Origin of the sequence: Streptomyces sp. NPDC005551, assembly GCF_042871785.1 — a bacterium.
GTDB lineage: Bacteria > Actinomycetota > Actinomycetes > Streptomycetales > Streptomycetaceae > Streptomyces.
Window position 1 is genome coordinate 67,527 of sequence record NZ_JBIAJE010000009.1, and the last position, 22,514, is coordinate 90,040.

19 protein-coding genes, 1 tRNA gene, 2 pseudogenes and 1 riboswitch are annotated in these 22,514 nt (G+C 70.8%); of the genes and pseudogenes, 8 read left to right on the plus strand and 14 right to left on the minus strand.

Annotated elements, in window-relative coordinates; genetic code table 11:
- Positions 1-107: 107 nt before the first annotated feature.
- Positions 108-1,502, minus strand: coding sequence for a cystathionine beta-synthase (locus tag ACFYP4_RS25475; RefSeq protein ID WP_358855388.1), 1,395 nt, complete (start codon positions 1,500-1,502; stop codon positions 108-110).
- Between the two features lie 171 nt (positions 1,503-1,673).
- Between ACFYP4_RS25475 and ACFYP4_RS25480 the strand changes: the two genes are divergently transcribed.
- The 3 genes from ACFYP4_RS25480 to ACFYP4_RS25490 all read left to right on the plus strand — a co-directional run bounded on the left by ACFYP4_RS25480 (position 1,674) and on the right by ACFYP4_RS25490 (position 5,473).
- Positions 1,674-2,699 carry an SGNH/GDSL hydrolase family protein gene (locus ACFYP4_RS25480; RefSeq protein ID WP_388788321.1) on the plus strand — a complete coding sequence of 342 codons (1,026 nt, stop codon included), beginning with the start codon at positions 1,674-1,676 and terminating at the stop codon, positions 2,697-2,699.
- Between the two features lie 414 nt (positions 2,700-3,113).
- Positions 3,114-4,334: an acetyl-CoA C-acetyltransferase gene (locus tag ACFYP4_RS25485; RefSeq protein ID WP_358855386.1), complete on the plus strand. Its 1,221-nt coding sequence runs from the start codon at positions 3,114-3,116 to the stop codon at positions 4,332-4,334.
- 356 nt (positions 4,335-4,690) lie between these two features.
- Positions 4,691-5,473: a hypothetical protein gene (locus tag ACFYP4_RS25490; protein WP_358855385.1), complete on the plus strand. Its 783-nt coding sequence runs from the start codon at positions 4,691-4,693 to the stop codon at positions 5,471-5,473.
- Between the two features lie 43 nt (positions 5,474-5,516).
- Here ACFYP4_RS25490 and ACFYP4_RS25495 read toward each other — a convergent pair whose 3' ends face one another.
- Entirely contained in the window at positions 5,517-5,828 is a 312-nt protein-coding gene (locus ACFYP4_RS25495) for a hypothetical protein (RefSeq protein WP_358855384.1), read from the minus strand.
- A 101-nt stretch (positions 5,829-5,929) separates the two neighbouring features.
- On the opposite strand from ACFYP4_RS25495, the gene ACFYP4_RS25500 reads away from it, so the two are divergent.
- On the plus strand, positions 5,930-6,160 hold the full coding sequence (locus ACFYP4_RS25500) for a DUF4287 domain-containing protein (protein WP_358855383.1): 231 nt from the start codon (positions 5,930-5,932) through the stop codon (positions 6,158-6,160).
- A gap of 127 nt (positions 6,161-6,287) precedes the next feature.
- On the opposite strand, the gene ACFYP4_RS25505 is transcribed toward ACFYP4_RS25500, so the two are convergent.
- The 3 genes from ACFYP4_RS25505 to ACFYP4_RS25515 all read right to left on the minus strand — a co-directional run bounded on the left by ACFYP4_RS25505 (position 6,288) and on the right by ACFYP4_RS25515 (position 9,185).
- A complete protein-coding gene (locus ACFYP4_RS25505; RefSeq protein WP_388788326.1) occupies positions 6,288-7,169 on the minus strand; it encodes a Bax inhibitor-1/YccA family protein in 882 nt (293 codons plus the stop codon).
- A gap of 148 nt (positions 7,170-7,317) precedes the next feature.
- Positions 7,318-8,493, minus strand: coding sequence for a 4-hydroxybenzoate 3-monooxygenase (locus ACFYP4_RS25510; RefSeq protein ID WP_388788329.1), 1,176 nt, complete (start codon positions 8,491-8,493; stop codon positions 7,318-7,320).
- A 606-nt stretch (positions 8,494-9,099) separates the two neighbouring features.
- Positions 9,100-9,185: transfer RNA gene (locus tag ACFYP4_RS25515), tRNA-Leu, on the minus strand.
- A gap of 386 nt (positions 9,186-9,571) precedes the next feature.
- Between ACFYP4_RS25515 and ACFYP4_RS25520 the strand changes: the two are divergent.
- Both ACFYP4_RS25520 and ACFYP4_RS25525 read left to right on the plus strand, forming a co-directional pair.
- A pseudogene (locus ACFYP4_RS25520) lies at positions 9,572-10,150 on the plus strand (ABC transporter ATP-binding protein); the annotation flags it as partial.
- Positions 10,150-10,545: pseudogene (locus ACFYP4_RS25525) on the plus strand (ABC transporter permease); the annotation flags it as partial. The pseudogenes ACFYP4_RS25520 and ACFYP4_RS25525, both read left to right, overlap by 1 nt.
- Positions 10,546-10,611: 66 nt before the next feature.
- Here ACFYP4_RS25525 and ACFYP4_RS25530 read toward each other — a convergent pair.
- Positions 10,612-11,907, minus strand: a complete 1,296-nt coding sequence (locus tag ACFYP4_RS25530; RefSeq protein WP_388788332.1) for a class I SAM-dependent methyltransferase — start codon at positions 11,905-11,907, stop codon at positions 10,612-10,614.
- A 269-nt stretch (positions 11,908-12,176) separates the two neighbouring features.
- Positions 12,177-13,583, minus strand: a complete 1,407-nt coding sequence (locus ACFYP4_RS25535) for an NAD(P)/FAD-dependent oxidoreductase (protein ID WP_358850116.1) — start codon at positions 13,581-13,583, stop codon at positions 12,177-12,179.
- 556 nt (positions 13,584-14,139) lie between these two features.
- Here ACFYP4_RS25535 and ACFYP4_RS25540 point away from each other — a divergent pair.
- Positions 14,140-14,412, plus strand: a complete 273-nt coding sequence (locus ACFYP4_RS25540) for a type II toxin-antitoxin system Phd/YefM family antitoxin (RefSeq protein ID WP_164409767.1) — start codon at positions 14,140-14,142, stop codon at positions 14,410-14,412.
- Positions 14,409-14,678 (plus strand): type II toxin-antitoxin system RelE/ParE family toxin, encoded by a 270-nt coding sequence (locus ACFYP4_RS25545; RefSeq protein ID WP_358850115.1) that lies wholly within the window; start codon positions 14,409-14,411, stop codon positions 14,676-14,678. Before ACFYP4_RS25540 ends, ACFYP4_RS25545 begins: the two co-directional genes overlap by 4 nt.
- Before the next feature lie 4 nt (positions 14,679-14,682).
- On the opposite strand, the gene ACFYP4_RS25550 is transcribed toward ACFYP4_RS25545, so the two are convergent.
- The 7 genes from ACFYP4_RS25550 to ACFYP4_RS25580 all read right to left on the minus strand — a co-directional run bounded on the left by ACFYP4_RS25550 (position 14,683) and on the right by ACFYP4_RS25580 (position 22,339).
- On the minus strand, positions 14,683-15,624 hold the full coding sequence (locus ACFYP4_RS25550; RefSeq protein ID WP_358850114.1) for a Ppx/GppA phosphatase family protein: 942 nt from the start codon (positions 15,622-15,624) through the stop codon (positions 14,683-14,685).
- A gap of 262 nt (positions 15,625-15,886) precedes the next feature.
- Entirely contained in the window at positions 15,887-16,426 is a 540-nt protein-coding gene (locus ACFYP4_RS25555; RefSeq protein ID WP_358850113.1) for a DUF501 domain-containing protein, read from the minus strand.
- A 26-nt stretch (positions 16,427-16,452) separates the two neighbouring features.
- Positions 16,453-16,929 (minus strand): septum formation initiator family protein, encoded by a 477-nt coding sequence (locus tag ACFYP4_RS25560; RefSeq protein ID WP_358850112.1) that lies wholly within the window; start codon positions 16,927-16,929, stop codon positions 16,453-16,455.
- Positions 16,930-17,026: 97 nt separating this feature from the next.
- On the minus strand, positions 17,027-18,313 hold the full coding sequence (gene eno, locus ACFYP4_RS25565) for a phosphopyruvate hydratase (protein WP_358850111.1): 1,287 nt from the start codon (positions 18,311-18,313) through the stop codon (positions 17,027-17,029).
- A gap of 360 nt (positions 18,314-18,673) precedes the next feature.
- On the minus strand, positions 18,674-19,399 hold the full coding sequence (locus tag ACFYP4_RS25570) for a transglycosylase family protein (protein ID WP_388788338.1): 726 nt from the start codon (positions 19,397-19,399) through the stop codon (positions 18,674-18,676).
- A gap of 4 nt (positions 19,400-19,403) precedes the next feature.
- Positions 19,404-19,574, minus strand: a riboswitch (cyclic di-AMP (ydaO/yuaA leader).
- A gap of 215 nt (positions 19,575-19,789) precedes the next feature.
- Positions 19,790-20,800 (minus strand): transglycosylase family protein, encoded by a 1,011-nt coding sequence (locus tag ACFYP4_RS25575; RefSeq protein ID WP_358850109.1) that lies wholly within the window; start codon positions 20,798-20,800, stop codon positions 19,790-19,792.
- A gap of 255 nt (positions 20,801-21,055) precedes the next feature.
- A complete protein-coding gene (locus ACFYP4_RS25580; RefSeq protein WP_358850130.1) occupies positions 21,056-22,339 on the minus strand; it encodes a cytochrome P450 in 1,284 nt (427 codons plus the stop codon).
- Positions 22,340-22,514 lie beyond the last annotated feature (175 nt).

Consider the following 22,514-nt stretch of genomic DNA (forward strand, 5'->3'; position numbering starts at 1 on the left):
GTACCACTTCCGCGAAGTTCCCCGCCCGGACAGCCGGAAGATTTCCTCCCAACAGGGCACTTCAGGCGATTTCCGGTGCTCCGCGCGGGGCTCTACGCGCGGAGCCCCTACTGCCTGGTGCCGCCCTTGGCGAGGAAGGACAGCAGGTCCTGGCGGCTGACGACCCCGGTCGGCTTGCCCTCGACCAGCACGATCGCGGCGTCGGCGGTGCCGAGCACGGACATCAGGTCCCCGACCGGCTCGCCCGAGCCGACCTGCGGCAGCGGCGCCGACATGTGCTTCTCCAGCGGGTCCTCCAGCGAGGCCTGCTTGGTGAACAGGGCGTCCAGCAGCTCCCGTTCGACCACGGAGCCCACGACCTCGGCCGCCATGACGTCCGGGTGGCCCGCGCCGGGCTTCACGATCGGCATCTGCGAGACGCCGTACTCGCGCAGCACCTCGATGGCCTCGCCGACCGTCTCGTCCGGGTGCATGTGGACGAGCGAGGGGATGGAACCGCCGGCCTTGTCGCTGAGCACGTCGGCGACGCGGGCGCTCGGCCCCGAGTCCTCGAGGAAGCCGTAGTCGGCCATCCACTCGTCGTTGAAGATCTTGCTGAGGTATCCGCGTCCGCTGTCCGGCAGCAGCACCACCACGACGTCGTCCGGGCCGAGCCGCTCGGCGACGCGCAGCGCGGCGACGACGGCCATCCCGCAGGAGCCGCCGACCAGCAGCCCCTCCTCCTTGGCCAGGCGGCGGGTCATCTGGAAGGAGTCCTTGTCGGACACGGCGACGATCTCGTCGGCGACGGTCCGGTCGTACGCGGTCGGCCAGAAGTCCTCGCCCACGCCCTCGACGAGGTACGGCCGTCCCGACCCGCCGGAGTACACGGACCCCTCGGGGTCGGCGCCCACGACCCGGACCCGCCCTTCACTGACGTCCTTCAGGTACCGGCCGGTCCCGGAGATGGTGCCGCCCGTGCCCACGCCCGTCACGAAGTGGGTGATCCGCCCCTCCGTCTGCTCCCACAGCTCGGGGCCGGTGGAGTGATAGTGCGAGAGCGGGTTGTGCGGGTTCGAGTACTGGTCGGGCTTCCAGGCACCGGGCGTCTCCCGGACGAGCCGGTCGGAGACGTTGTAGTACGAGTCGGGGTGCTCCGGGTCCACGGCCGTCGGGCAGACGACGACCTCGGCGCCGTAGGCCCGCAACACGTTGATCTTGTCGGTGCTCACCTTGTCGGGGCACACGAAGATGCACTTGTACCCCTTCTGCTGCGCCACGATGGCGAGCCCGACACCAGTGTTTCCGCTGGTCGGCTCGACGATGGTGCCGCCGGGCTTGAGTGCGCCGCTCTCCTCCGCGGCCTCGATCATGCGCAGCGCGATGCGGTCCTTCACGGATCCGCCGGGGTTGAAGTACTCAACCTTGGCCAGGACCGTCGCCTGAATGCCCGCGGTCACGTTGTTGAGCCTCACCAGCGGGGTGTTGCCGACGAGACTGATCATCGAGTCGTGGAATTGCACCGTTGTCTCCGGAGCTGTGTATCTGAGGGATGGTCCTGTCAGCCTAAGGCCCCACGTGGGACCGGGGCGGAGAGTCGCCTCCGGAAGGTGCCGTACCCGCGGTTGAGATTGGCCGACCTGCTCCACGGGGCAAGCAGTGGGTGTACGGCTACGAGGAGGTGGCGGCTACGCATGTCGAGTCTGTCGAGGGCAAGGGTCGCCCGCCGCATCGCGGCGGGTGCGGCGTACGGCGGCGGCGGGATCGGTCTGGTGGGGGCGGCCGCGGTCGGCGTCGTGCTGGCCGAGGTGCGGCTGGCGAAGCGCCAGGTGGGGAACGGGAGCGCGTACGCGCCCCGGGCGGACGGACTGTACGGACACGCGTACGCCGGTGCCGACGAGCCGCCTCTGCGGCTGACCGTACTCGGTGACTCGACGGCCGCCGGCCAGGGCGTGCACCGCGCCCGGCAGACCCCGGGAGCCCTGCTGGCCGCCGGTCTCGCGGCGGTGGCCGAGCGTCCGGTCGAGCTCAGCAACGTGGCGCTGCCCGGAGCCCAGTCGGACGATCTGGACCGGCAGGTGGCGCTCACCCTCGCGGATCCCGCCCGGGTGCCCGACGTGTGCGTGATCATGATCGGTGCGAACGACGTGACGCACCGGATGCCGCCCACCCGCTCGGTCCGTCACCTCGCCTCGGCGGTACGGCGGCTGCGGACCGCGGGTGCGGAGGTGGTCGTCGGCACCTGCCCCGACCTGGGCACCATCGAGCCGGTCCAGCAGCCGCTGCGCTGGCTGGCCCGGCGTGTCTCGCGGCAGCTGGCGGCGGCCCAGACCATCGGCACGGTGGAGCAGGGCGGGCGCACGGTGTCGCTGGGCGACCTGCTGGGCCCCGAGTTCGAGGAGAACCCGCGGGAGCTGTTCGGCCCCGACAACTACCACCCCTCGGCGGAGGGCTACGCCACGGCGGCGATGGCGGTCCTTCCCACGGTCTGCGCCGCGCTCGGCCTGTGGCCGGCGGACGAGGAGCGGCCGGACGTCTCGCGCCGCGAGGGCTTCCTGCCGGTGGCGCGGGCCGCCGCGGAGGCGGCGTCCGAGCCGGGTACGGAGGTCACGGCCGCGATGCCCACGGGGCCGCGCGGTCCCTGGGCCCTCCTCAAGCGCCGCCGCCGCCGGCGCCTCCCCACCACGGACACGACAACGACCCCGGCCCCCCTCAACTAGCCCCGGGGGGCGACCCGAGGGCAAGCAGCCGAGGAGCGCCGATTCACCTCTCCGCTGCTTGCAGAGCGAAGCCCGCCCCCTGCCCCCCATCGCGCTGACGCGCTCGCCCTCAAACGCCGGACGGGCTGAAACTACGGCGGGCGGCGCGGGAGAAAATTCAGCCCCTCCGGCGCTTGAGGAGCGGGGTCCGGGGCAGAGCCCCGAGGCGGCACCTCCACCAGGGCGGGGCCGGGGGCGGAGCCCCGAGGCGGGCGCCCCCGCGAGCCGAACCGGTCAAGGCGCCCCCGCCAGAAAAAAGCAAGCGCTTAGAAAAGTGCGGCCTGAGTCACACCCCCACACCCGTGACCGGGCGGGTACGTACGGGTAACTTCCGAGACAGCCCTGCCCCACCCCCGCTCGCCCAATGGAGCCGTGATGCCAGAAGCCGTGATCGTCTCAGCCGCCCGCTCCCCGATCGGCCGCGCCTTCAAGGGCTCCCTGAAGGACGTACGCCCCGACGACCTGACCGCCACGATCATCGAGGCCGCCCTCGCCAAGGTCCCCGAGCTGGACCCGAGGGACATCGACGACCTGATGCTCGGCTGCGGTCTGCCCGGCGGCGAGCAGGGCCACAACATGGGCCGCATCGTCGCCGTGCAGATGGGCATGGACCACCTGCCGGGCTGCACCGTCACCCGCTACTGTTCCTCCTCGCTGCAGACCTCCCGCATGGCCCTGCACGCCATAAAGGCCGGCGAGGGCGACGTCTTCATCTCGGCCGGTGTCGAGATGGTGTCCCGCAGCACCAAGGGCAACAGCGACAGCCTCCCCGACACCCACAACCCGCTCTTCGCCGAGGCGGAGGCCCGCACCGCGGCCGTCGCGCAGAGCGAGGGCGCGTCCTGGCACGACCCGCGCGAGGACGGCGTACTGCCGGACGCGTACATCGCGATGGGCCAGACCGCCGAGAACCTGGCCCGCATCAAGGGCGTCACCCGCCAGGACATGGACGAGTTCGGCGTCCGCTCGCAGAACCTCGCCGAGGAAGCCATCAAGAACGGCTTCTGGGAGCGCGAGATCACCCCGGTCACGACGCCCGACGGCACGGTCGTCGCCAAGGACGACGGCCCCCGCGCCGGCGTCACCCTGGACGGCGTCCAGGGGCTGAAGCCGGTCTTCCGCCCCGACGGCCTGGTCACCGCCGCCAACTGCTGCCCCCTGAACGACGGCGCCGCCGCGCTCGTCATCATGAGCGACACGAAGGCCCGCGAGCTGGGCCTGACCCCGCTCGCCCGCATCGTGTCGACCGGCGTCACCGGGCTCTCCCCCGAGATCATGGGCCTCGGCCCGGTGGAGGCGTCGAAGCAGGCCCTCAAGCGCGCGGGGCTGACCGTCGACGACATCGACCTGTTCGAGATCAACGAGGCCTTCGCGGCCCAGGTGATCCCCTCCTACCGCGACCTGAACATCCCGCTGGAGAAGCTGAACGTGAACGGCGGCGCCATCGCCGTCGGCCACCCCTTCGGCATGACGGGCGCCCGCATCACGGGCACGCTCATCAACAGCCTCCAGTTCCACGACAAGCAGTTCGGCCTGGAGACCATGTGCGTGGGCGGCGGCCAGGGCATGGCGATGGTGATCGAGCGCCTCAGCTAGGCCTGTCCGACGCCGCCCGCTCCGCGCGGACGGATCCGTTGCGTCCGTCCCGCGCGGATCGGAACGCGTAATTCCATATCCGTCACGGCAGTTGGACACAGCGTGACAGGCCGGCCCGGAGCCCCCCGGAAACCCCGGGGCTCCGGGCCGATTCGTGACCCAATCTCCCCCAGGATGTGACCTATCTCGCTCCCGGAGGGCATTTTCGCAGGTCAGAGCCGTTCTGCCGGGAGACCCAAGGCCCAAGGTCCTGCCCCTTTCGTGACGTTACGCACTGACAGCCGGTCAGTCCACCCTTCAAGCTGTTGTAGGAAGTCGGGGGTCGACTTTGAACCGGGAGTACGTCAGTGAGCACCATGCCTCTAGCTCTGCTGCTCACCACGGCGGCATCAGCCGCCGTGGGCGTCGCCGTCCTGCGTGCCGTGCACGGGCTGCGCGGGCAGGTGCGGGCCCTGCACACCGAACTCGCCCAGAGCCGCGCCGAGGCCGTCCGCGGTCTGGTGCCCGCCGCCCGCCCGGCCGCCGACACCGAGGACATACGCGCCGCGGTCGCCGAGGCGCTCGCCGAGGAGCGGGAGCGGGAGCTGGCCGAGGCGCGCGCGTTCTGGGCCGCCCAGGAGGCGCGCGACGTCTCCGACGGGCCCATGCTGCTGGGCCTGCCCGACAGCGAGCTGTTCCTGCCGCGCCAGTCGGACTTCGCCGGTCTGGAGCACCTGGAGCCGGTCACCGAGCCGGGCCTCGACGTCGAGGAGTTCGCCGGGGAGTCCCCGGAACTGGCCGCGGCCCGCCGCCGCCATCCCTCGCACCCGGACTTCGTGCCGGTCCAGTCACCCGTCGTCAACGATCACGAGCGCACGGTGGCGTGTCTCGAGGAGCTCGCGGAGTCCCGCACCGAACTGGCCGACGTCCGCCCGGGCCCGCTGGGCACCCTCGACGTCTACGTCTTCGCGGACGGGACCACGCTGTGCATGACCCCGGGCCACCGCGAGACCGCGGAGCGCCTGGCCGCGGCCCTGCGCGCCGGCCGCACCCCGGTGCTGCTGGGCGGCTCCGGCGTCTCGGGCGCGTACGCCCTGACGTTCGAGTGCGGCGAGGAGAACGTCTACATCCTTGCGGACCGCGTCATAGCGTCCTTGTAGGCACCATCGCCGAAAGGCCATGCGTCGGAGCCGGCCCTCTGGGTCAGACTCCGGCGCGTTTCTGCGCCTCCTCGACGAGCGTCATCGCCTCCGCCAGCTCCGCCTCGTCCGTCAGGGCGAGCGCCAGGTCGTGCCCGGCCACGGTGATCTGGTCGGCGGCGGCGAACATGCCCACGTCCGGCATCTCCCGGGGCTCGGCGGCGGGATCCTCCAGCCGCTGCGCACGCCGGGCCAGCTCCCTGGCCACGCCCAGCGCCTCGGCCGCCGCACCCCGCTGCAGGCGGCTCTGCGGCGCGGCCCGCAACCGGTCGGCGAAGTGGTCCACGGCTCGGGTCAACGGCGTCGTATCAAGCACGCCGCGAGACTACGCGCCGCGGCGGGACTGTTGCCAACGCCCGGACGCTCAGGCACGGTGGCGTGAAGGACCGGCCTACATCCCAGCGTCCGGAGGCGCCGATGTCCCAGGTCTTCTCCGATGAGACCCACCGCAACCTGCTCGCCCGAATCCCGCACTGCACCGGTCGTGAGATCTCCGACTGGCTTCGCACCGTCGACGAAGGCCCCGCCCTCTTCCGCTTCGAGGAGAAGGTCAGCTGGCTCCGCGCGGAACACGATCTCGCGTACGGCCACGCCAAGGCGATCATTCACGAGTACGACCTGAGGAGGGCGGCGCGCAAACTGCTCTGAGCGCGCACCGGCGGAACGGCACCGCATACGGCGAAGGGCCCGCGAACCGGAGTTCGCGGGCCCTTCGGGTCCGCCGGCGGACCGGCGGCACGGCTTCGGAGGCCGTACCAGTCGCTACCAGTCGCTACTAGTCGCTGCTGCTGAAGATGGCGACCAGCCGCAGCATCTCGACGTAGATCCACACGAGGGTCATGGTCAGGCCGAACGCGGCCAGCCAGGCCTCCTCGCGGGGAGCGCCGTACGCGATGCCGTCCTCGATCTGCTTGAAGTCGAGGGTGAGGAAGAACGCGCCGAGGACGATCGCGATGATGCCGACGATCACGCCGAGCGGGCCCGTGCTGCGCAGTCCGCCGTCCTCGGCGACACCGAAGACGACCAGCAGCAGATTGACCGCCATGACCAGGACGAACGCGATGGCGATGGCCATGCCGATGCGCGCGTACCGCGCGGTCACCCGGATCCAGCCCGCCCGGTAGACGAGCAGGGTCGCGCCGGAGACCGCCATGGTGCCGAGCACCGCCTGGAAGGGCGCGCCCGACCACTGGCTGTTGTACATCTCGCTGATGACCCCGAGGAAGACGCCCTCGAAGGCGGCATAGCCGAGGATCAGCGCGGGCGAGGCCTTGCGCTTGAAGGACTGCACCATCGCCAGGACGAAGGCGACGAGCGCGGAGCCGATCGCCAGGCCGAAGCTGCTGCTCGTCACCGGCAGCAGCGCCCAGGCGAGGACGGCGCCGACGGCGACCGTGCCGAGCGTCATGGCCGAGCGCATGACGACGTCGTCCATCGTCATCCGGCCCGTGGAGACGGGCGCCTGCGGCGGCGCACCGTGCTGAAGGTCCTGCTGGGCGTACGGGTTCTGCGCGTAGGGGTTGCCGCCCTGCTGGGCGTACGGGTTGCCCTGCGTGCCGACAGCTGCTCCCCCGGCTTGCGGCGCGGTGTTGAAGCCCGCGTGGCCGTTGTCGCGGCTGAACCCCCGTCGCGAGAAGACCGGGTTGCTGCTCCTCATTTCACTCCTCCATGGCCACGGTGTGGGCCTTGGCTCAAGAGTAATAGGTAGGCAAAGGAAAGAACCTACTGCTTGGGGAGGATCTTTCCCTCGTCCTCGTGCGCAACACGCTACGCGGGCGGGTGATTCCCGGCGCGCCTGGACCGGTTCACTCGAACGGGAACCCGGTGTACGCCTCGGCCAGGTCCGTCTCGGCGGCCCGCGAGGCGGCGATCCGGCGCAGCCGGGCCAGCTGGATGCGGTCCTCGAAGGGCGGGGCGTCGGGGGCGCGGTGCAGCAGGGTCGTCATGTCGTAGGAGAACCGCTCGGCCTGCCAGACGCGGCGCAGGCAGGTCTCGGAGTACGCGTCGAGCCGTTCGGCCGATCCGGTGGCCCGCAGGTGGACCAGCGCGCGGGCGAAGGTGACGACGTCCCCGACCGCGAGGTTCAGCCCTTTCGCGCCGGTGGGGGGCACGATGTGCGCCGCGTCGCCGGCGAGGAACAGCCGGCCGTGCCGCATGGGCTCGTGGACGAAGCTGCGCATCGGGGTCACCGACTTCGCGGTGACGGGGCCCCGCTCCAGCCGCCAGTCGTCGTCGGTCTCCAGGCGCCGGTCGAGCTCGTCCCAGATGTCCTCGTCGCGCCAGCTCCCGGCGTCCGTGCCCTCGGGTACCTGGAGGTAGAGGCGGGAGACGGTGGGCGACCGCATGCTGAGCAGGGCGAAGCCGCGGTCGTGACGGGCGTACACGAGTTCGTCGTGCGAGGGGGGCACGTCGGCGAGGACGCCGAGCCAGCCGAAGGGGTAGGTCCGCTCGAAGACCCGGGAGAGCCCGGCGGGGACCGCCTTGCGGGCGACGCCCCAGAAGCCGTCGCAGCCGACGACGTAGTCGCACTCCAGGACGTCCTCGCGCCCCTCGTGACGGAAGCGCACGCGCGGGTGCTCGCTGTCCGCGTCCTCGACGGCCAGTGCCTCGGCGTCGAAGAGCAGCGGTCCGCCCTCCTTGAGCTGGAGCGCGATGAGGTCCTTGCACACCTCGGTCTGCGCGTACACCGTCACCGAGCTGCCGCCGGTGAGTGCGGGGAAGTCGACGCGGTGGCGCTCACGTGCGAACCGCAGTTCGATGCCGTCGTGCCGCAGTCCCTCGCGGTCCATGCGCTCCCCGGCCCCGGCCGCGCGCAGCACGTCGACCGTGCCCTGCTCCAGGATTCCGGCCCGCTGCCGCTGCTCCACGTAGGCGCGGTCGCGGCTCTCCAGGACGACCGAGCCGATGCCCGCGTTGTGCAGCAGGCGCGCCAGCAGTAGTCCGGCCGGTCCGGCCCCGATGATCCCGACGGTGGTCCGCATCGGCCCGCCCCTTCGCGCTCGCCTTGCTCTGTCTGTTCTGTCTGTCTGTCTGTCTGTCTGTCTGTCCACGGTCGCCGACCGCATCGTTGTTCGCGTGGTGAAATTTCTTTCACCAATCTCCGTGGTGAGTCTCTGCCGAGCCACGACAACTGTCAATGGGTCAGACGGCAGCACCTCCGCCGTCTACGGCGCCCCGCCCACCCGCACGCGACGCACTGCACGCCCCGCACGCTACTCACGTTCCTCACGCGGCCAGGTCGCCGGACCGGCCGGGGGCAGCTCGGTGAAGCGCGACCGTCCTGGTCCCGATCGGCATTGCGAGACCTCGCCCGCTTCAGGCGGCGCACTGGAGAAATGCACGTCGGGTCGAGCAGGGGTCGCACTCACCGAATGCCGGGAGTGCGAGCGGCACTTCGACTCGTCGTCTACACCGTCGACGAAGTAGGCCTTGTCCCTTTTACCCAACCCGGCCCCCACCGCCGCCGTGTCCGTCGACGGCATCGGGGAAGTTGCCAGACAGGAGGCTCACTACCGCGCCGCCGACAAGGAGGACGAGTACGGAAGCGCGCACCGAACGTTTGCGGTGATCACGCTCCGTGAGCGCGGTGGTGCCCGGAACCGGACTTGAACCGGTACGCCCGCGAGGGGCAGCGAGGTTTAAGCTCGCCGTGTCTGCATTCCACCATCCGGGCAGGCCATGGGCTCCGCATCGAGGATCCGAGCCTATCGGGACGCATCCCCCTAACTAGGGGTGCGTGGCCCGATCTTGTCTTATTTTATTGGCGTCTGAGGGTGCATCAGCACCTGGTACGGGCCATCCGCACTTGCCAATAGCCTTTCGGGCCGCGCCCGGCCGCGTATACGGAATGACGGAATTTCACCGCCCCGGTGACGGTGTCCGCGGTCCGCGGGCCTGATGGCCCCTCAGGGACGACCGTCATCCCCAGGTATGACACGACCGCCCACGGTCCGACCGGAGCCGCCCCGGGAACCGGAACAGGGGGTGACTACACGGCACCCCAGGACCGTGAGGATGGAAACGTCCCCCCTAATGACGTCCCGTCAGGAGCACCCTCCCGTGACCACCACCCCCCTCGCCGGCCGGACCACCGCGGTGGCCGCCCGCGCCACGGAACTCTCGAAGGTCTACGGACAGGGCGAGACCCAGGTGGTCGCCCTGGACCAGGTCACCGTCGACTTCCGTCAGGCCGAGTTCACCGCGATCATGGGCCCCTCCGGCTCCGGCAAGTCCACGCTGATGCACTGCGTGGCCGGCCTGGACACCTTCTCCTCGGGTTCCGTGCGCACCGGCGAGACGGAACTCGGGTCACTCAAGGACAAGCAGCTCACCAAGCTGCGCCGGGACAAGATCGGCTTCATCTTCCAGGCGTTCAACCTGCTGCCGACCCTCACCGCCCTGGAGAACATCACGCTCCCGATGGACATCGCGGGCCGCAAGCCGGACAAGGAGTGGCTGGACACCGTGATCGGCATGGTGGGTCTCGCCGACCGCCTCGGCCACCGCCCCTCCGAACTGTCCGGCGGCCAGCAGCAGCGTGTCGCCGTGGCCCGCGCGCTCGCCTCGCGGCCCGACGTCATCTTCGGTGACGAGCCGACCGGAAACCTCGACTCCCGGGCCGGCGCCGAGGTGCTGGGCTGAACATGCTCTACGGCCTGCTCGCGATGGCGGTGATCGTCGCGGTCCTCGGGGTCATCAACACCCTGGCCATGTCGGTCTTCGAGCGCTCCCAGGAGATCGGCATGCTGCGTGCCATCGGCCTGGACTGCAAGGGCATCAAGCGGATGGTCCGGCTGGAGTCGCTGGTGATCTCGCTGTTCGGCGGGGTGCTGGGCATCGGCCTCGGCGTGTTCTTCGGCTGGGCCGCCGGTGAACTGCTCAGCACGAAAATGGCGACGTACGAACTGGTGCTGCCCTGGAGCCGGATGGCCGTCTTCCTGCTGCTGGCCGCGGCCGTCGGTGTCCTGGCGGCGCTGTGGCCGGCCCGCCGCGCGGCCCGCCTGAACATGCTGACGGCGATCAAGTCGGAGTAGTGGTGCGGTGCGGCAGTTGGGCCCCCGTCCGGATCCGGACGGGGGCCCCTCCCGCTTTCGCCGCCGCTACGTCCGCGCGTTCCAGGTGCGGGCCCGCAGCGGCATCCCGGAGGTGCCCCGTACGGGGGTCCGCACCGCGAGCACCTGGTTGACGCCGATGCGGTTGCGTTCGAACGCGAGGGCGCTGGCCGCCATGTAGAGGCGCCAGACGCGGGCGCGTCCCGGGCCGGTGAGCCGCACCGCCGACGCCCACTGCGCCTCCAGGTTGGCGACCCACTGGCGCAGCGTCAGGGCGTAGTGCTCGCGCAGGGATTCGACGTCACGTACCTCGAACCCCGCCCGCTCCAGCTGCGTCACGGTGGTGCCGACCGGCGCGAGTTCGCCGTCGGGGAAGACGTAGGCGTCGATGAACTCGTCGGCGCGGTGCTTCGACTCGTCGTTCGCCGGGCGGCGGGCGATCTGGTGGTTGAGCAGGCGCCCGCCCGGCTTGAGCAGGGCGTGCAGCACGCGCGCGTACTCCAGATAGCGCTCGGCTCCGACGTGTTCGGCCATGCCGATGGAGGAGATGGCGTCGTACGGACCGTCGGTGACGTCCCGGTAGTCCTGGACCCGGATCTCGACCCGGTCGGTCAGCCCCTCGTCCGCCACCCGCTTGCGGGCGTAGGCGGCCTGCTCCTGCGACAGCGTGACGCCCACGACGCTCACGCCGTGCTCGCGGGCGGCGTGGATGGCCATGGAGCCCCAGCCGCAGCCGACGTCCAGCAGCCGTCCGCCGGGCCGCAGGTCCAGCTTGCGGCAGACGAGTTCGAGCTTGTCGCGCTGGGCGTCCTCGAGGGTGCCGGCATCCTCCCAGTAGGCGCAGGAGTACACCATGGACGGCCCGAGGACGATCTCGTAGAAGTCGTTGCCCACGTCGTAGTGGTGGCTGACGGCGCGCTTGTCGCTGCGTCTGGTGTGCAGGCGGCGGCGTCTGCGGACCTCCTCCGCGGGCGGGGCGGGCGGACCCAGCGGCCCGCCCATCCGCAGCAGGCCCCGGACGGCCGCGCGCACGTCGGGATCCCGCAGGGCCTCGCCGAGGCCCCTGGCCCCCGCCGAGCGCTCCCACACGAGTCCGGCCATCGCCCTCAGGGCCGCGTAGAGGTCCCCCTCCACCCCGAGGTCCCCGGCGACCCAGGCCCGGGCGAGCCCCAGCTCGCCCGGCTTCCAGATCAGCCGGCGCAGGGCCCGGCGATTCCTGATCACCAGGGTGGGACCGCCCGGCGGCCCCGCCTCCGAGCCGTCCCAGGCACGCATGCGCATCGGGAGCGGGGCTCCCAGCAACTGCTCGAACAGGCTCTCCAGCCGCAGCGCGGCATCGGGCATGGCCACACCTCCGTGACAACGGATCCCGAAACGTCCGACACCACGTAAACACCAACCGCCCCCGCGCACAGTCCCCCACCCGTGTCATGGAGGGGCAAAAACGGGTGCAGAAACAGGTGCAGTGGGCATGTTCTTCGGGATGCCGGGCCGCGCCGTACGAGGACGTCGGACGGGCCGGCGGGAACCTCCCGCCCCACCGCGGAACGCCGAAGGGGCCTCCCGCACCACGGATGGCGGGAGGCCCCTTCCGGTCGATCAGTGACCGGAGGTCAGGAGGCCTTGGCCTTCTCCTCGGTCTTCGCCTGCGGGAGCTTGGCCTCCGCGGCCTGCGCGACGGCGGGCGCCGGCTTCGCGGCCTCGTAGAACTCCTCGCGCGGGGTCTCGATGGCGCCGAGGGAGACGACCTCGCGCTTGAGGAACATCGCCAGGGTCCAGTCCGCGAAGACGCGGATCTTCCGGTTCCAGGTCGGCATCGCCAGGCCGTGGTAGCCGCGGTGCATGTACCACGCCAGCCGGCCCTTGAGCTTGATCTTCATCTTGCCCATGACGATCATCGCGACGCCCTTGTGGAGGCCGAGACCGGCCACCGCGCCCTTGTTCGAGTGCGCGTACTCCTTCTGCGGGAAGCCCCGCATGCCGGAGACCACGTTGTCGCCGAGGACCTTCGCCTGACGCAGCGCGTGCTGCGCGTTCGGCGGGCACCAGGCGTTCTCCACGCCGGCCTTGCGGGCGGCGATGTCCGGCACCTGCGCGTTGTCGCCCGCGGCCCAGATGTAGTCCGTGCCCTGCACCTGGAGGGTGGGCCGGGTGTCCACGTGACCGCGCGGGCCGAGCGGGAGACCGAAGCGGGAGAGAACGGGGTTCGGCTTGACGCCGGCCGTCCACACGATGGTGCTGGAGTCGACCTCGAGGCCGTTCTTCAGGACCACGTGCCCGTCGACACAGGAGTCCATCGAGGTGGAGAGGTAGACCTCGACCCCGCGGCTCTCCAGGTGCTCCTTGCCGTACGCGCCGAGCTTCGGGCCGACCTCGGGAAGGATCTTGTCCGCGGCGTCGACGAGGATGAAGCGCATGTCCTCACGGGACACGTTGTTGTAGTACTTGGCCGCGTCGCGGGCCATGTCCTCGACCTCGCCTATGGTCTCCGCGCCCGCGAAGCCACCGCCCACGAAGACGAAGGTCAACGCCTTGCGGCGGACGTCCTCGTCGGTCGTGGAGTCGGCCTTGTCGAGCTGCTCGAGGACGTGGTTGCGCAGGCCGATGGCCTCCTCGATGCCCTTCATGCCGATGCCCTGCTCGGCGAGGCCGGGGATCGGGAAGGTGCGCGAGACCGCGCCCATCGCGATGACGAGGTAGTCGAAGGGCAGCTCGTACGCCTCGCCCACGAGGGGGGCGATCGTGGCGACCTTGCGGTCCTGGTCGATGGTGGTGACCCGGCCGGTGAGGACTTCCGCCTTCGGCAGGACGCGTCGCAGCGGGACGACGACGTGCCGAGGCGAAATGCTGCCGGCGGCGGCTTCGGGAAGGAAGGGCTGGTAGGTCATGTACGACCGGGGGTCGACGACCGTGACGGTCGCCTCGCCGTAGCGCATCTTCTTGAGGATGCGCCGAGCTGCGTACAGGCCTACGTACCCACCGCCTACTACGAGGATCCTGGGACGCTCCGTGGTGCTCATGCCATCGAGTATCCACCCGCCTCAGGGGGGTCGCTCGTGCGCCCCTTCACAAGCATGGGCGGGGCCTCTGCTACACTGCGCGGCTCACGTGACCCAAGTCATGTCACCACGGGGGAACCACCGCACCCCGCGGAGCGTTGTCAACACCGCCTGAGCAGCCAATCCGAGCCAGCGGGCCGCTGAACCAGCCTCTCGTTCCACGCGGTCGCCATGCCCCGGAATCACTCCCGTGAGCGCGCTCCCGCGCCCCGCGAGCCCCACGGAAGGGCCAACCGGACCCCGCCCGTATCCCCGAGGCCCGAATTCCTTGTGAAGAACTTCACGAACTTTCCCGACGGCGCGTCATCGAGGGGTTCTTCCGCGCCCCTCGATCGCGCTCATACGTTATCCGACCTGCTCAGCCGAGGCTACCGACGAGTAGTAAAGACTCCCTCACGGGTGGCCCCGCCCCGCGGGGAGGACCTCGTCACGCGACGGACCACGCGATGCCGTCGAGGATCGCGCACGAAGGCGACTCGCCCGGGCGTGTGTACACATACGTGCGTACACTGGCGTCATGACCGAGGACACCGTGACGATACGGGAAGCCCGCGCCCATCTCGCGGAGCGCATCAACCTGGCCGAGGAAGGCACCCCGACGGTCATCACTCGCAACGGCACTCCGGTGGCGGCCGTGGTTCCGATCGCGGACTTCGAAGCCCTGGAAGAGGCGGCCGACGTCATGTTGGCCCGAGAGGCCGAAGCGGTCCTGGCCGAGAACGGCCCCACCGTGACCATGGCCGAGCTGCTGGCAGATCTGTTCACCGAACACGGTGAAGGCGCCGCGTGAAGTACGCGTTCCGGTTCACCACGGCGGCGCAGCGGCAGCTGAGGCACATCGCCCGGCTCGACGCCATGCGCATCCTCACCGCGCTGACCGCTCTCGACGACGACCCGTATCGCGAGGACGCCGACGTCGAGAAGCTCACCGGCCCGTCGGGGCTCTACCGGCTGCGGGTCGGAAGCTACCGGGTCGCCTACCAGATCAACGACGGTGAACTCGTCGTCCTCGTCGTCAAGGTGGGCGACCGGCGGGACGTGTACCGCAACCTGTAGGCGGTCAGGCCAAAGACCAGCCGATGCCGTCGAGGATGTCGTGCTCGCTGACGACGACCTCGTCGGCGCCGATGCGCTCCATGATCGCGAGCAGGACGAGGGCGCCGGCGGCGATGACGTCGACCCGGCCGGGGTGCATCGAGGGGATCGCCGCGCGTTCCGCGTGCGTCGAGGACAGCAGCCGCCCGGTGATCTCGCGGACGGCGGCGTGCGGGATCCGGGAGTGGTGGATCGCCGTGGAGTCGTACTCCGGGAGGTCCTGCGCGATCGCCGAGACCGTGGTGACCGAGCCCGCCAGGCCGACCAGGGTGCGGGCCTCGCCCAGCGGGACGGTCCGCTCGGCGAGGTCCAGCGCGGCCTCGATGTCCGCCCGGATCGCCGCGATCTGAGCGGGCGTCGGCGGGTCGGTGACGGCTCCGTCGTGCACGAGGTGCCGCTCGGTCATCCGTACGCAGCCGATGTCCACCGAGCGCGCGGCACGGACCCGGTCCTCGCCGACCACCAGCTCCGTGGAGCCGCCGCCGATGTCCACCACCAGGTACGGCTTCGCCAGGTCGTCCCGCCCCGTCAGCTCCCTGGTCGCGCCGGTGAAGGAGAACTCCGCCTCCTGGTCGCCCGTGATGACCTCCGGCTCGACCCCGAGGATGTCCAGCACCCCGCGGACGAACTCGTCGCGGTTCTCGGCGTCGCGGGAGGCGGACGTCGCCACGAAGCGCAGGCGTTCCGCGCCGTGTTCCTTGATGACGGCCGCGTACTCGCGGCAGGCCGCGAACGTGCGCTCCAGCGCCTCGGGGGCGAGCCGTCCCGTCCGGTCGACGCCCTGGCCGAGGCGGACGATGGTCATCCGGCGGTCCAGGTCGACGAGTTCACCCGTCGCCGGGTCCGCGTCCGCCACGAGCAGACGGATCGAGTTGGTACCGCAGTCGATGGCGGCGACCCTGGTCATGCGTGCGGTCTCCTGTCGTGAGGACACTTCGGATCGGAACAAGCCCGGGCCCGGGGGTTTCCAGCCCGTCCGGCGTTCGAGGACGAGGCCCGCCCGGGCCGGAGCGGGGTGCCGGAAGGCCGGAGCCCCGGGGAGATCCAAGCCCGTCCGGCGCTTGAGGACGAGGCCGTCCAGGCCGAAGCGGGGGTCCGGGGGCGGCAGCCCCCGGGAACGGCACCCCGGGGAAAGGTCAGCCCTCGGGAAGAGCGGCCCGGGGGGACCGTCAGCCCTCTGGAAGGGCGGCCTCGCCCGCGGGGACCACGCACGCCCCCTTGCGCCACCACTCCGGCAGCATGGCGATCGCCTCGTCCCCGAGCGGGTTCACCCCGGGCCCCGCGGCCAGCGAGTGCGCCACGAGCACGTGCAGGCACTTCACCCGGTCCGGCATGCCTCCCGCGCTGGGGAAGCCCTCCAGGACCTCCATGGCATCCCGGCGGGCGATGTAGTCCTCGTGGGCGGCCCGGTAGGCCGCGGCCAGCTCGGGGTCCGTGGCCAGACGGTCCGTCATCTCCTTCATGACGCCGTTCGCCTCGAGCGTCCCGATCGCGGACGCCGCCCGCGGACACGTCAGGTAGTACGTCGTCGGGAACGGCGTGCCGTCGGGGAGGCGGGGCGCCGTCTCCACCACGTCGGGCTGACCGCAGGGGCAGCGGTGCGCGATCGCGCGCAGCCCGCGCGGCGGACGGCCGAGCTGCTGCCTGAAGGCCTCGACGTCGGCGTCGGTCGGCTCGGTGCGCGGAGTGGGCGGCGGGGGCGTTTCCATGCCGTGTGTTCTGTCTTTCTGGTCCATTACTGGGCGGAGCGGTCGGACTTGTCCACGCCGTCCCAGACGTTGGTGTACCAGGGGCGGTCGGCCGCTCCCTGGTCGGTGCGGGACTTCTTCACCGCGTCCGGGTCGATCACGATGTAACCCGTCTCGCCCGGCATCACGTAGTGCAGCCGTTGGCGGATCTGCTGCTCGGCGTACGCGTCGTCCTGCCAGCGGGCCTTGAGGTCGCGCAGCTGCTCGACCCGCTGCCGGGCCTGCTCCTGCTCCCGCTCCAGCTCGGCGACCTCGGCGCGCTGGGACACGTACTGCCTCATCGGGTACGCGAGGGCCACGATCAGCGAGCACAGGACCAGCGCGAGCAGCGCCGCACGGCCCGTCAGGCGGGAGCGGCGGGCCTGCCGTTTGGTCTGGGAGCGGTAGACCCGGGCCGCCGTCTGCTCACCGAGCAGGCGCAGCCTGGTCGTGGTGGAGAACCGGTCCCGGTCCTTCACGGCCATGAATCCCGCCTCCCCGGCACAAGCCCGTCACGTGCGTACGTCCCCGCACACGGTACGGGACCGAGTACGGGGACGTACGTACGACGCTTCCTGCGGGTCAGCCCTTGAAGCGGGGGAACGCCGAGCGGCCGGCGTACACCGCGGCGTCGTCGAGGATCTCCTCGATGCGCAGCAGCTGGTTGTACTTGGCGACGCGGTCCGAGCGGGCCGGGGCGCCGGTCTTGATCTGGCCGCAGTTCACCGCGACGGCGAGGTCGGCGATGGTGACGTCCTCGGTCTCGCCGGAGCGGTGGGACATCATGCACTTGAAGCCGTTGCGCTGGGCCAGCTCGACGGCGTCCAGCGTCTCGGTCAGCGAGCCGATCTGGTTGACCTTGACGAGCAGGGCGTTGGCGGAGCCCTCCTCGATGCCGCGGGCCAGGCGCTCCGGGTTGGTGACGAAGAGGTCGTCGCCGACGATCTGGACCTTGTCGCCCAGCTTGTCGGTGATGACCTTCCAGCCGGCCCAGTCGTCCTCGTACAGCGGGTCCTCGATGGAGACCAGCGGGTACGCGGAGACGAGCTCCTCGTAGTACTCGGTCATCTCGGCGGCCGAGCGGGACTTGCCCTCGAACTCGTACGCGCCGTCCTTGTAGAACTCGGACGCGGCGACGTCGAGCGCGAGCGCGATCTGCTCACCGGGGACGTAACCGGCCTGCTTGATGGCCTCGATGATGAGGTCGAGCGCGGCGCGGTTGGACTCCAGGTTCGGGGCGAAGCCGCCCTCGTCGCCGAGGCCGGTGGACAGGCCCTTGGTCTTCAGCACCTTCTTGAGGGTGTGGTAGACCTCGGCGCCCCAGCGCAGCGCCTCGGAGAAGGACTCCGCGCCGATCGGCGCGATCATGAACTCCTGGATGTCGACGTTCGAGTCGGCGTGCGAGCCGCCGTTCAGGATGTTCATCATCGGGACGGGCAGCAGGTGCGCGTTCGGGCCGCCCAGGTAGCGGAACAGCGGCAGGTCGCTGGCCTCGGAGGCGGCGTGCGCGACGGCCAGGGAGACGCCGAGGATGGCGTTGGCGCCCAGCGAGCCCTTGTTGTCGGTGGCGTCCAGGTCGAACATCGCCTGGTCGATCAGGCGCTGCTCGGTGGCGTCGTAGCCGACGAGCTCCGGGCCGATCTGCTCGATGACCGCGAGGACGGCCTTCTCGACACCCTTGCCGTGGTAGCGGTTGGGGTCACCGTCGCGCAGCTCGATGGCCTCGAAGGCACCGGTGGAGGCGCCGGACGGGACGGCGGCACGACCCGTGCTGCCGTCGTCGAGGCCGACCTCGACCTCGACGGTGGGGTTCCCTCGCGAGTCGAGGATTTCCCGGGCTACGACGACGTCGATGGACGGCACGAGCATCTCCTTCTGGGATGTGACGCGGGTACGCGGAGCTCCTTGGCCCCAACTGCACGGAGCCGCGGTCGGCTCCGCGACATGAGCCTAACCGGCTCCGGGGGATCGGCCAGCCGGTCGACCACCCCATGGACAGAACCGAGAGTAAATTGTTTCCGAACGGAACAAAAACCTGCCCCGTACAGGCAACCGCTTCTGAGCGGCCCGCGGCACGTCCATGAAAAACCCCGCTCCGGTGCGTACGGGGGAACACGCACCGGAGCGGGGAGCCCGTGGGGGCGGGGGTGGCCCGCACGGGGACTCCATGGTGGAGTCCCCGGATGAGGGAGGGCCGTGGTTCAGCTGTGAGCCCGTTGCCGGCCGGGGTCAGCTGAGGTGGAGCTGCTGGCCCGGGAAGATGAAGTCGGCATCGTCGATGATGTCCTTGTTCAGCTTGAACAGCTTCTGCCAGCCGCCCTTGACCTTCTTGTCCGCGGCGATCGAGCTGAGGGTGTCGCCCTTGACGACCTTGTACTCGCCGTCACCCTTCTCGACCTTCTTGCCGGTCGGGGTCTCGACGGTCTTCTTGGCCGTCTCCCGCTCCGAGGAGCGCGAGGCACGCTGGTCCTGCGCCTGCGGGGCCTGCTGCTGCGGCTGGGCCGGCTGGGCCGTGCTCTGCGAGCCGGAGCCGGAGGCAGAGTTGGAACCGGAGCCGGTGTCGGTCGACGCGCCGCCGGTCGAGGCGCCGGACAGGCCGGTGCCGCAGGTCGGCCAGGCACCCTTGCCCTGCGCGGCGAGCACCTTCTCGCCGACGGCGATCTGCTGGGCCTTGGAGGCCTTGTCGGCGGTGGAGGCGTAGGCCGAGCCGCCGTAGGCGGACCAGGTGGAGGCGGAGAACTGCAGGCCGCCGTAGTAACCGTTGCCGGTGTTGATCGACCAGTTGCCGCCGGACTCGCACTGGGCGACGGCGTCCCATTCGGAGGTGCTGGCGGCGGAGGCGCTGCCGGCCGCCATCAGCGGAGCGGCGATGGCGACACCGGTGACACCGGCGAGCGCGGCGACACGGGTGGCCTTGGACGGGCGGCGGTGCTTGGCCTTGTTGTTACGCAGCATGAAGTGATCCCCTCACCGACGCCTGCGAGGTGAGCTGTCGGGTTCGGGCGGGTGAGTGCCCGGTCGTCCGCCTCTGGCGTCCGACTCCACCCCAAGCCGTTCCCGGGTGTCTCTCGACTCCCGGGCCCGGCACTTACCTTGGGTCCCCCGCTCCTGCCTACGGCGCTTGCGCGACGACTGTTCCCGGACGGCCACTGGCAGGATTCGGCGTTGCGACCGTCGGGGCCCGCTGTAGCGAGCGATCACGACCGTAGACACGCGGCCGCCGGAATTTCAAAGATGATCAGGGTTTCTGAGACCCATGTCTCACTCCGTCAAACCGGACATTGCGGTGCGAAACATGACGCGAACTGGCGTTGTTTTGTACCTGATTCGCCATCTGACGCCCGCTTAGTCTCCTGCGACCTCAAGGCTCTGACCGGGAAGGATGACATCCGGGTCGGCGCCGACCGTCTTCTCGTTCTCCGTGTAGAGCTCGTTCCATCCGCCCTGCACGGCAAGGGAGTCGGCGATGCTCGTGAGACTGTCGCCGAGGCGGACGGTGTACGAGCCCTCCGCGGCGTCGCCGGGAGCGGCGGAGCCGCGCGAGGCGTGACGGCCGGAGGGGGTCTCCTCGCCTCCGGCGGACGCGTCGGCGTCGGCACTGGGGCCGCGGTGCCGGCCGGTGCCGGTGCCCTCGCTCCCGGACGCGGCGGTGGCCTCCGAAGAGCCAGCGGTCTGCCCGGACTTGTCCGAGTCGTCAGCCTTTGCCTTCCCGGCACCCTTCCCGGCAGCCTTGCCGTCGCCCTTGCCGCCGTCCTTGCTGCCGGACTCGGGGGAGGCGGTGGCATCCTCGTCGGCCTTCGACGGCGTCCCGGAGGCCGCCGCCTTGCCGGACGCCGCCGGGGAGGGCTTGACGGTGGAGCCGCCGGTCGACAAGCCGCCCGAAACGGGCGAGTCGCTCGACGGGGACGAATCGGGCGAGGGGGAGGCCGACGACGCGGAGGAGTCCTCGGCGACGCCGGTGTCGACCTCGACGGACGCCGAGTTCTTGCTGAGGCCCGAGAGCGGTCCGCAGGTGGGCCAGGCGGCCAGGCCCTGCCCGTCGAGAACCTTCTCGGCGACGGCTATCTGCTGCGAGCGACTGGCCTCGTCGGGGCTCGGCGCGTACGCGAGGCCGCCGTACTTGTCCCAGTTCTCCTGGGTCATCTGCAGGCCGCCGTAGTAGCCGTTGGCGTTGTCGGCACTCCACGAACCGCCGCTCTCGCACTCCGCGACCCGGTCCCAGGTGGTGCCGTCCGCGGCACTCGCGCCGGTGGCACCGAGCAACGGGATCGCGATGGCCGATCCGGTGACTCCTGCCGCGACGATGAGCGCCGGAGCCTGGCGGGGGCGACGGTGACGACCGTTCCCGGAGAGCATGCGGTGGCCTTTCGAAGACAGCGATGACAGGCGCGACGGAAGATCCATCGCGTTGATGCGTGAACGTATCGGCAGTCGAACGCTTGTCACAAGTCGATGCAGCGCAGATCACGTGAAGATCACAGTATTGACGGTGCGTCATGTTTGACGGGTCCGCGCCCGCGTACCGCCGGGCGTGAACTCCACCGGTGTGCGCCTGTTGCGAGCGCAATGCGCCCCTCCGTCGCGGGCCCGCCGAGGGTCCGCCGGCCTTGCCTACCGCGAAGGGGTGAACTCCACCGGGAGCGTCCGCAGTCCGCGCATGATGAGACCGCCGCGCCAGCGCAGGTCCGCCGGATCGCCCTTGAGGCGCAGGTCCGGCAGGCGGGTGAGGAGCGTCGCGAGGGCGGTCTGCCCCTCCAGCCGGGCGAGGGGCGCGCCGAGGCAGTAGTGGATGCCGTGCCCGTAGCCGAGGTGCTGGTTGTCGCGCCGGGAGAGGTCCAGCGTGTCCGGCTGCCCGAAGCGCTCGGGGTCGCGGTCGGCGGCCGCGAGCACGACCAGGACGGGATCGCCCGCGGCGATGTCCTGACCGCCGATCCGGACGGGCTCGGTCGCGAACCGCCAGGTGGCGAGCTCCACGGGCCCGTCGAACCGGAGGAGTTCCTCGACGCCGGTCTCCAGCAGCGCGGTCTCCTTCGCGGCGAGCGAGGTCTGCAGCCGCTGCCGCTGCTCGGGGTGGGTGAGGAGGGCGTAGGTCCCGTTGCCGATGAGATTCACGGTCGTCTCGAAACCGGCGAAGAGCAGGATGAAGGCCATCGCCGCGGCCTCGTTCTCGGTGAGGTGCTCACCGTGGTCGGAGGCGCGGATCAGCCCGGAGATGAGGTCCTCGCCCGGTCCGGGGCGGTCCGGGAGTGCGGCCCGTTTCCGGTGGATCAGCTCGGCGAGGTAGCCGCGCATCTTCTTCACGGACCGGGCGACCCCGCCCCGCGGCCCGCCTCCGTGCCGGATCATCATCCCGGCCCAGTCCCGGAAGTCGTCCTGGTCCTCGCGGGGAACGCCGAGGAGGTCGCAGATGGCGTAGATGGGGAGCGGGAAGGCGAAGTCGTGGATGAGGTCGGCGCTGCCCCGGTCGGCGAACCCGTCGATGAGGTGGTCGGTGAGTTCCTGGACCCGCGGCGCGAACTCCGCCACCCGCCGGGGCGTGAACGCCTTGCTGACCAGCCGGCGCAGCCGCGTGTGGTCCGGCGGGTCGATGTTCAGCAGATGCGTCATCAGCTCGGCCTTGCGCTCGCCCGGAATGCCGGTCTTCCCCTTGGCGTGCGCCGGCTCGTCGTGGTGCGCCGGGTTCTTGCTGAGCCGGCCGTCCGCGAGGGCCTGCCTGGCGTCCGCGTACCGGGTGACCAGCCAGGCCTCCACACCGCTCGGCAGCCGCGTCCGGTGCACGGGCGCGTGCTCACGGAGCCAGGCGTACGCGGGGTAGGGGTCGGTGGCGAACTCCCAGGTGAAGAGCTCGGGGGCCGGGGCGGGAGCGCTGCCGTCCGGGGTGCCGCTCGCGGGCACGGGACCGGTGGGGGTGGTGCTCCGGTCGGCGCTTCGGCCGGCGGGGTGTGCGGGATTGTCGGTCACACGTCGACGGTATCCGGGGCGGCGGGAGGAGCGGCGGGGCGGCGGGAGGCGGCCGGGGGGCCGAGAACGGCCGGGGTCCAGGAGCGGCCGGGGCTGGGGGCTGTTCGAG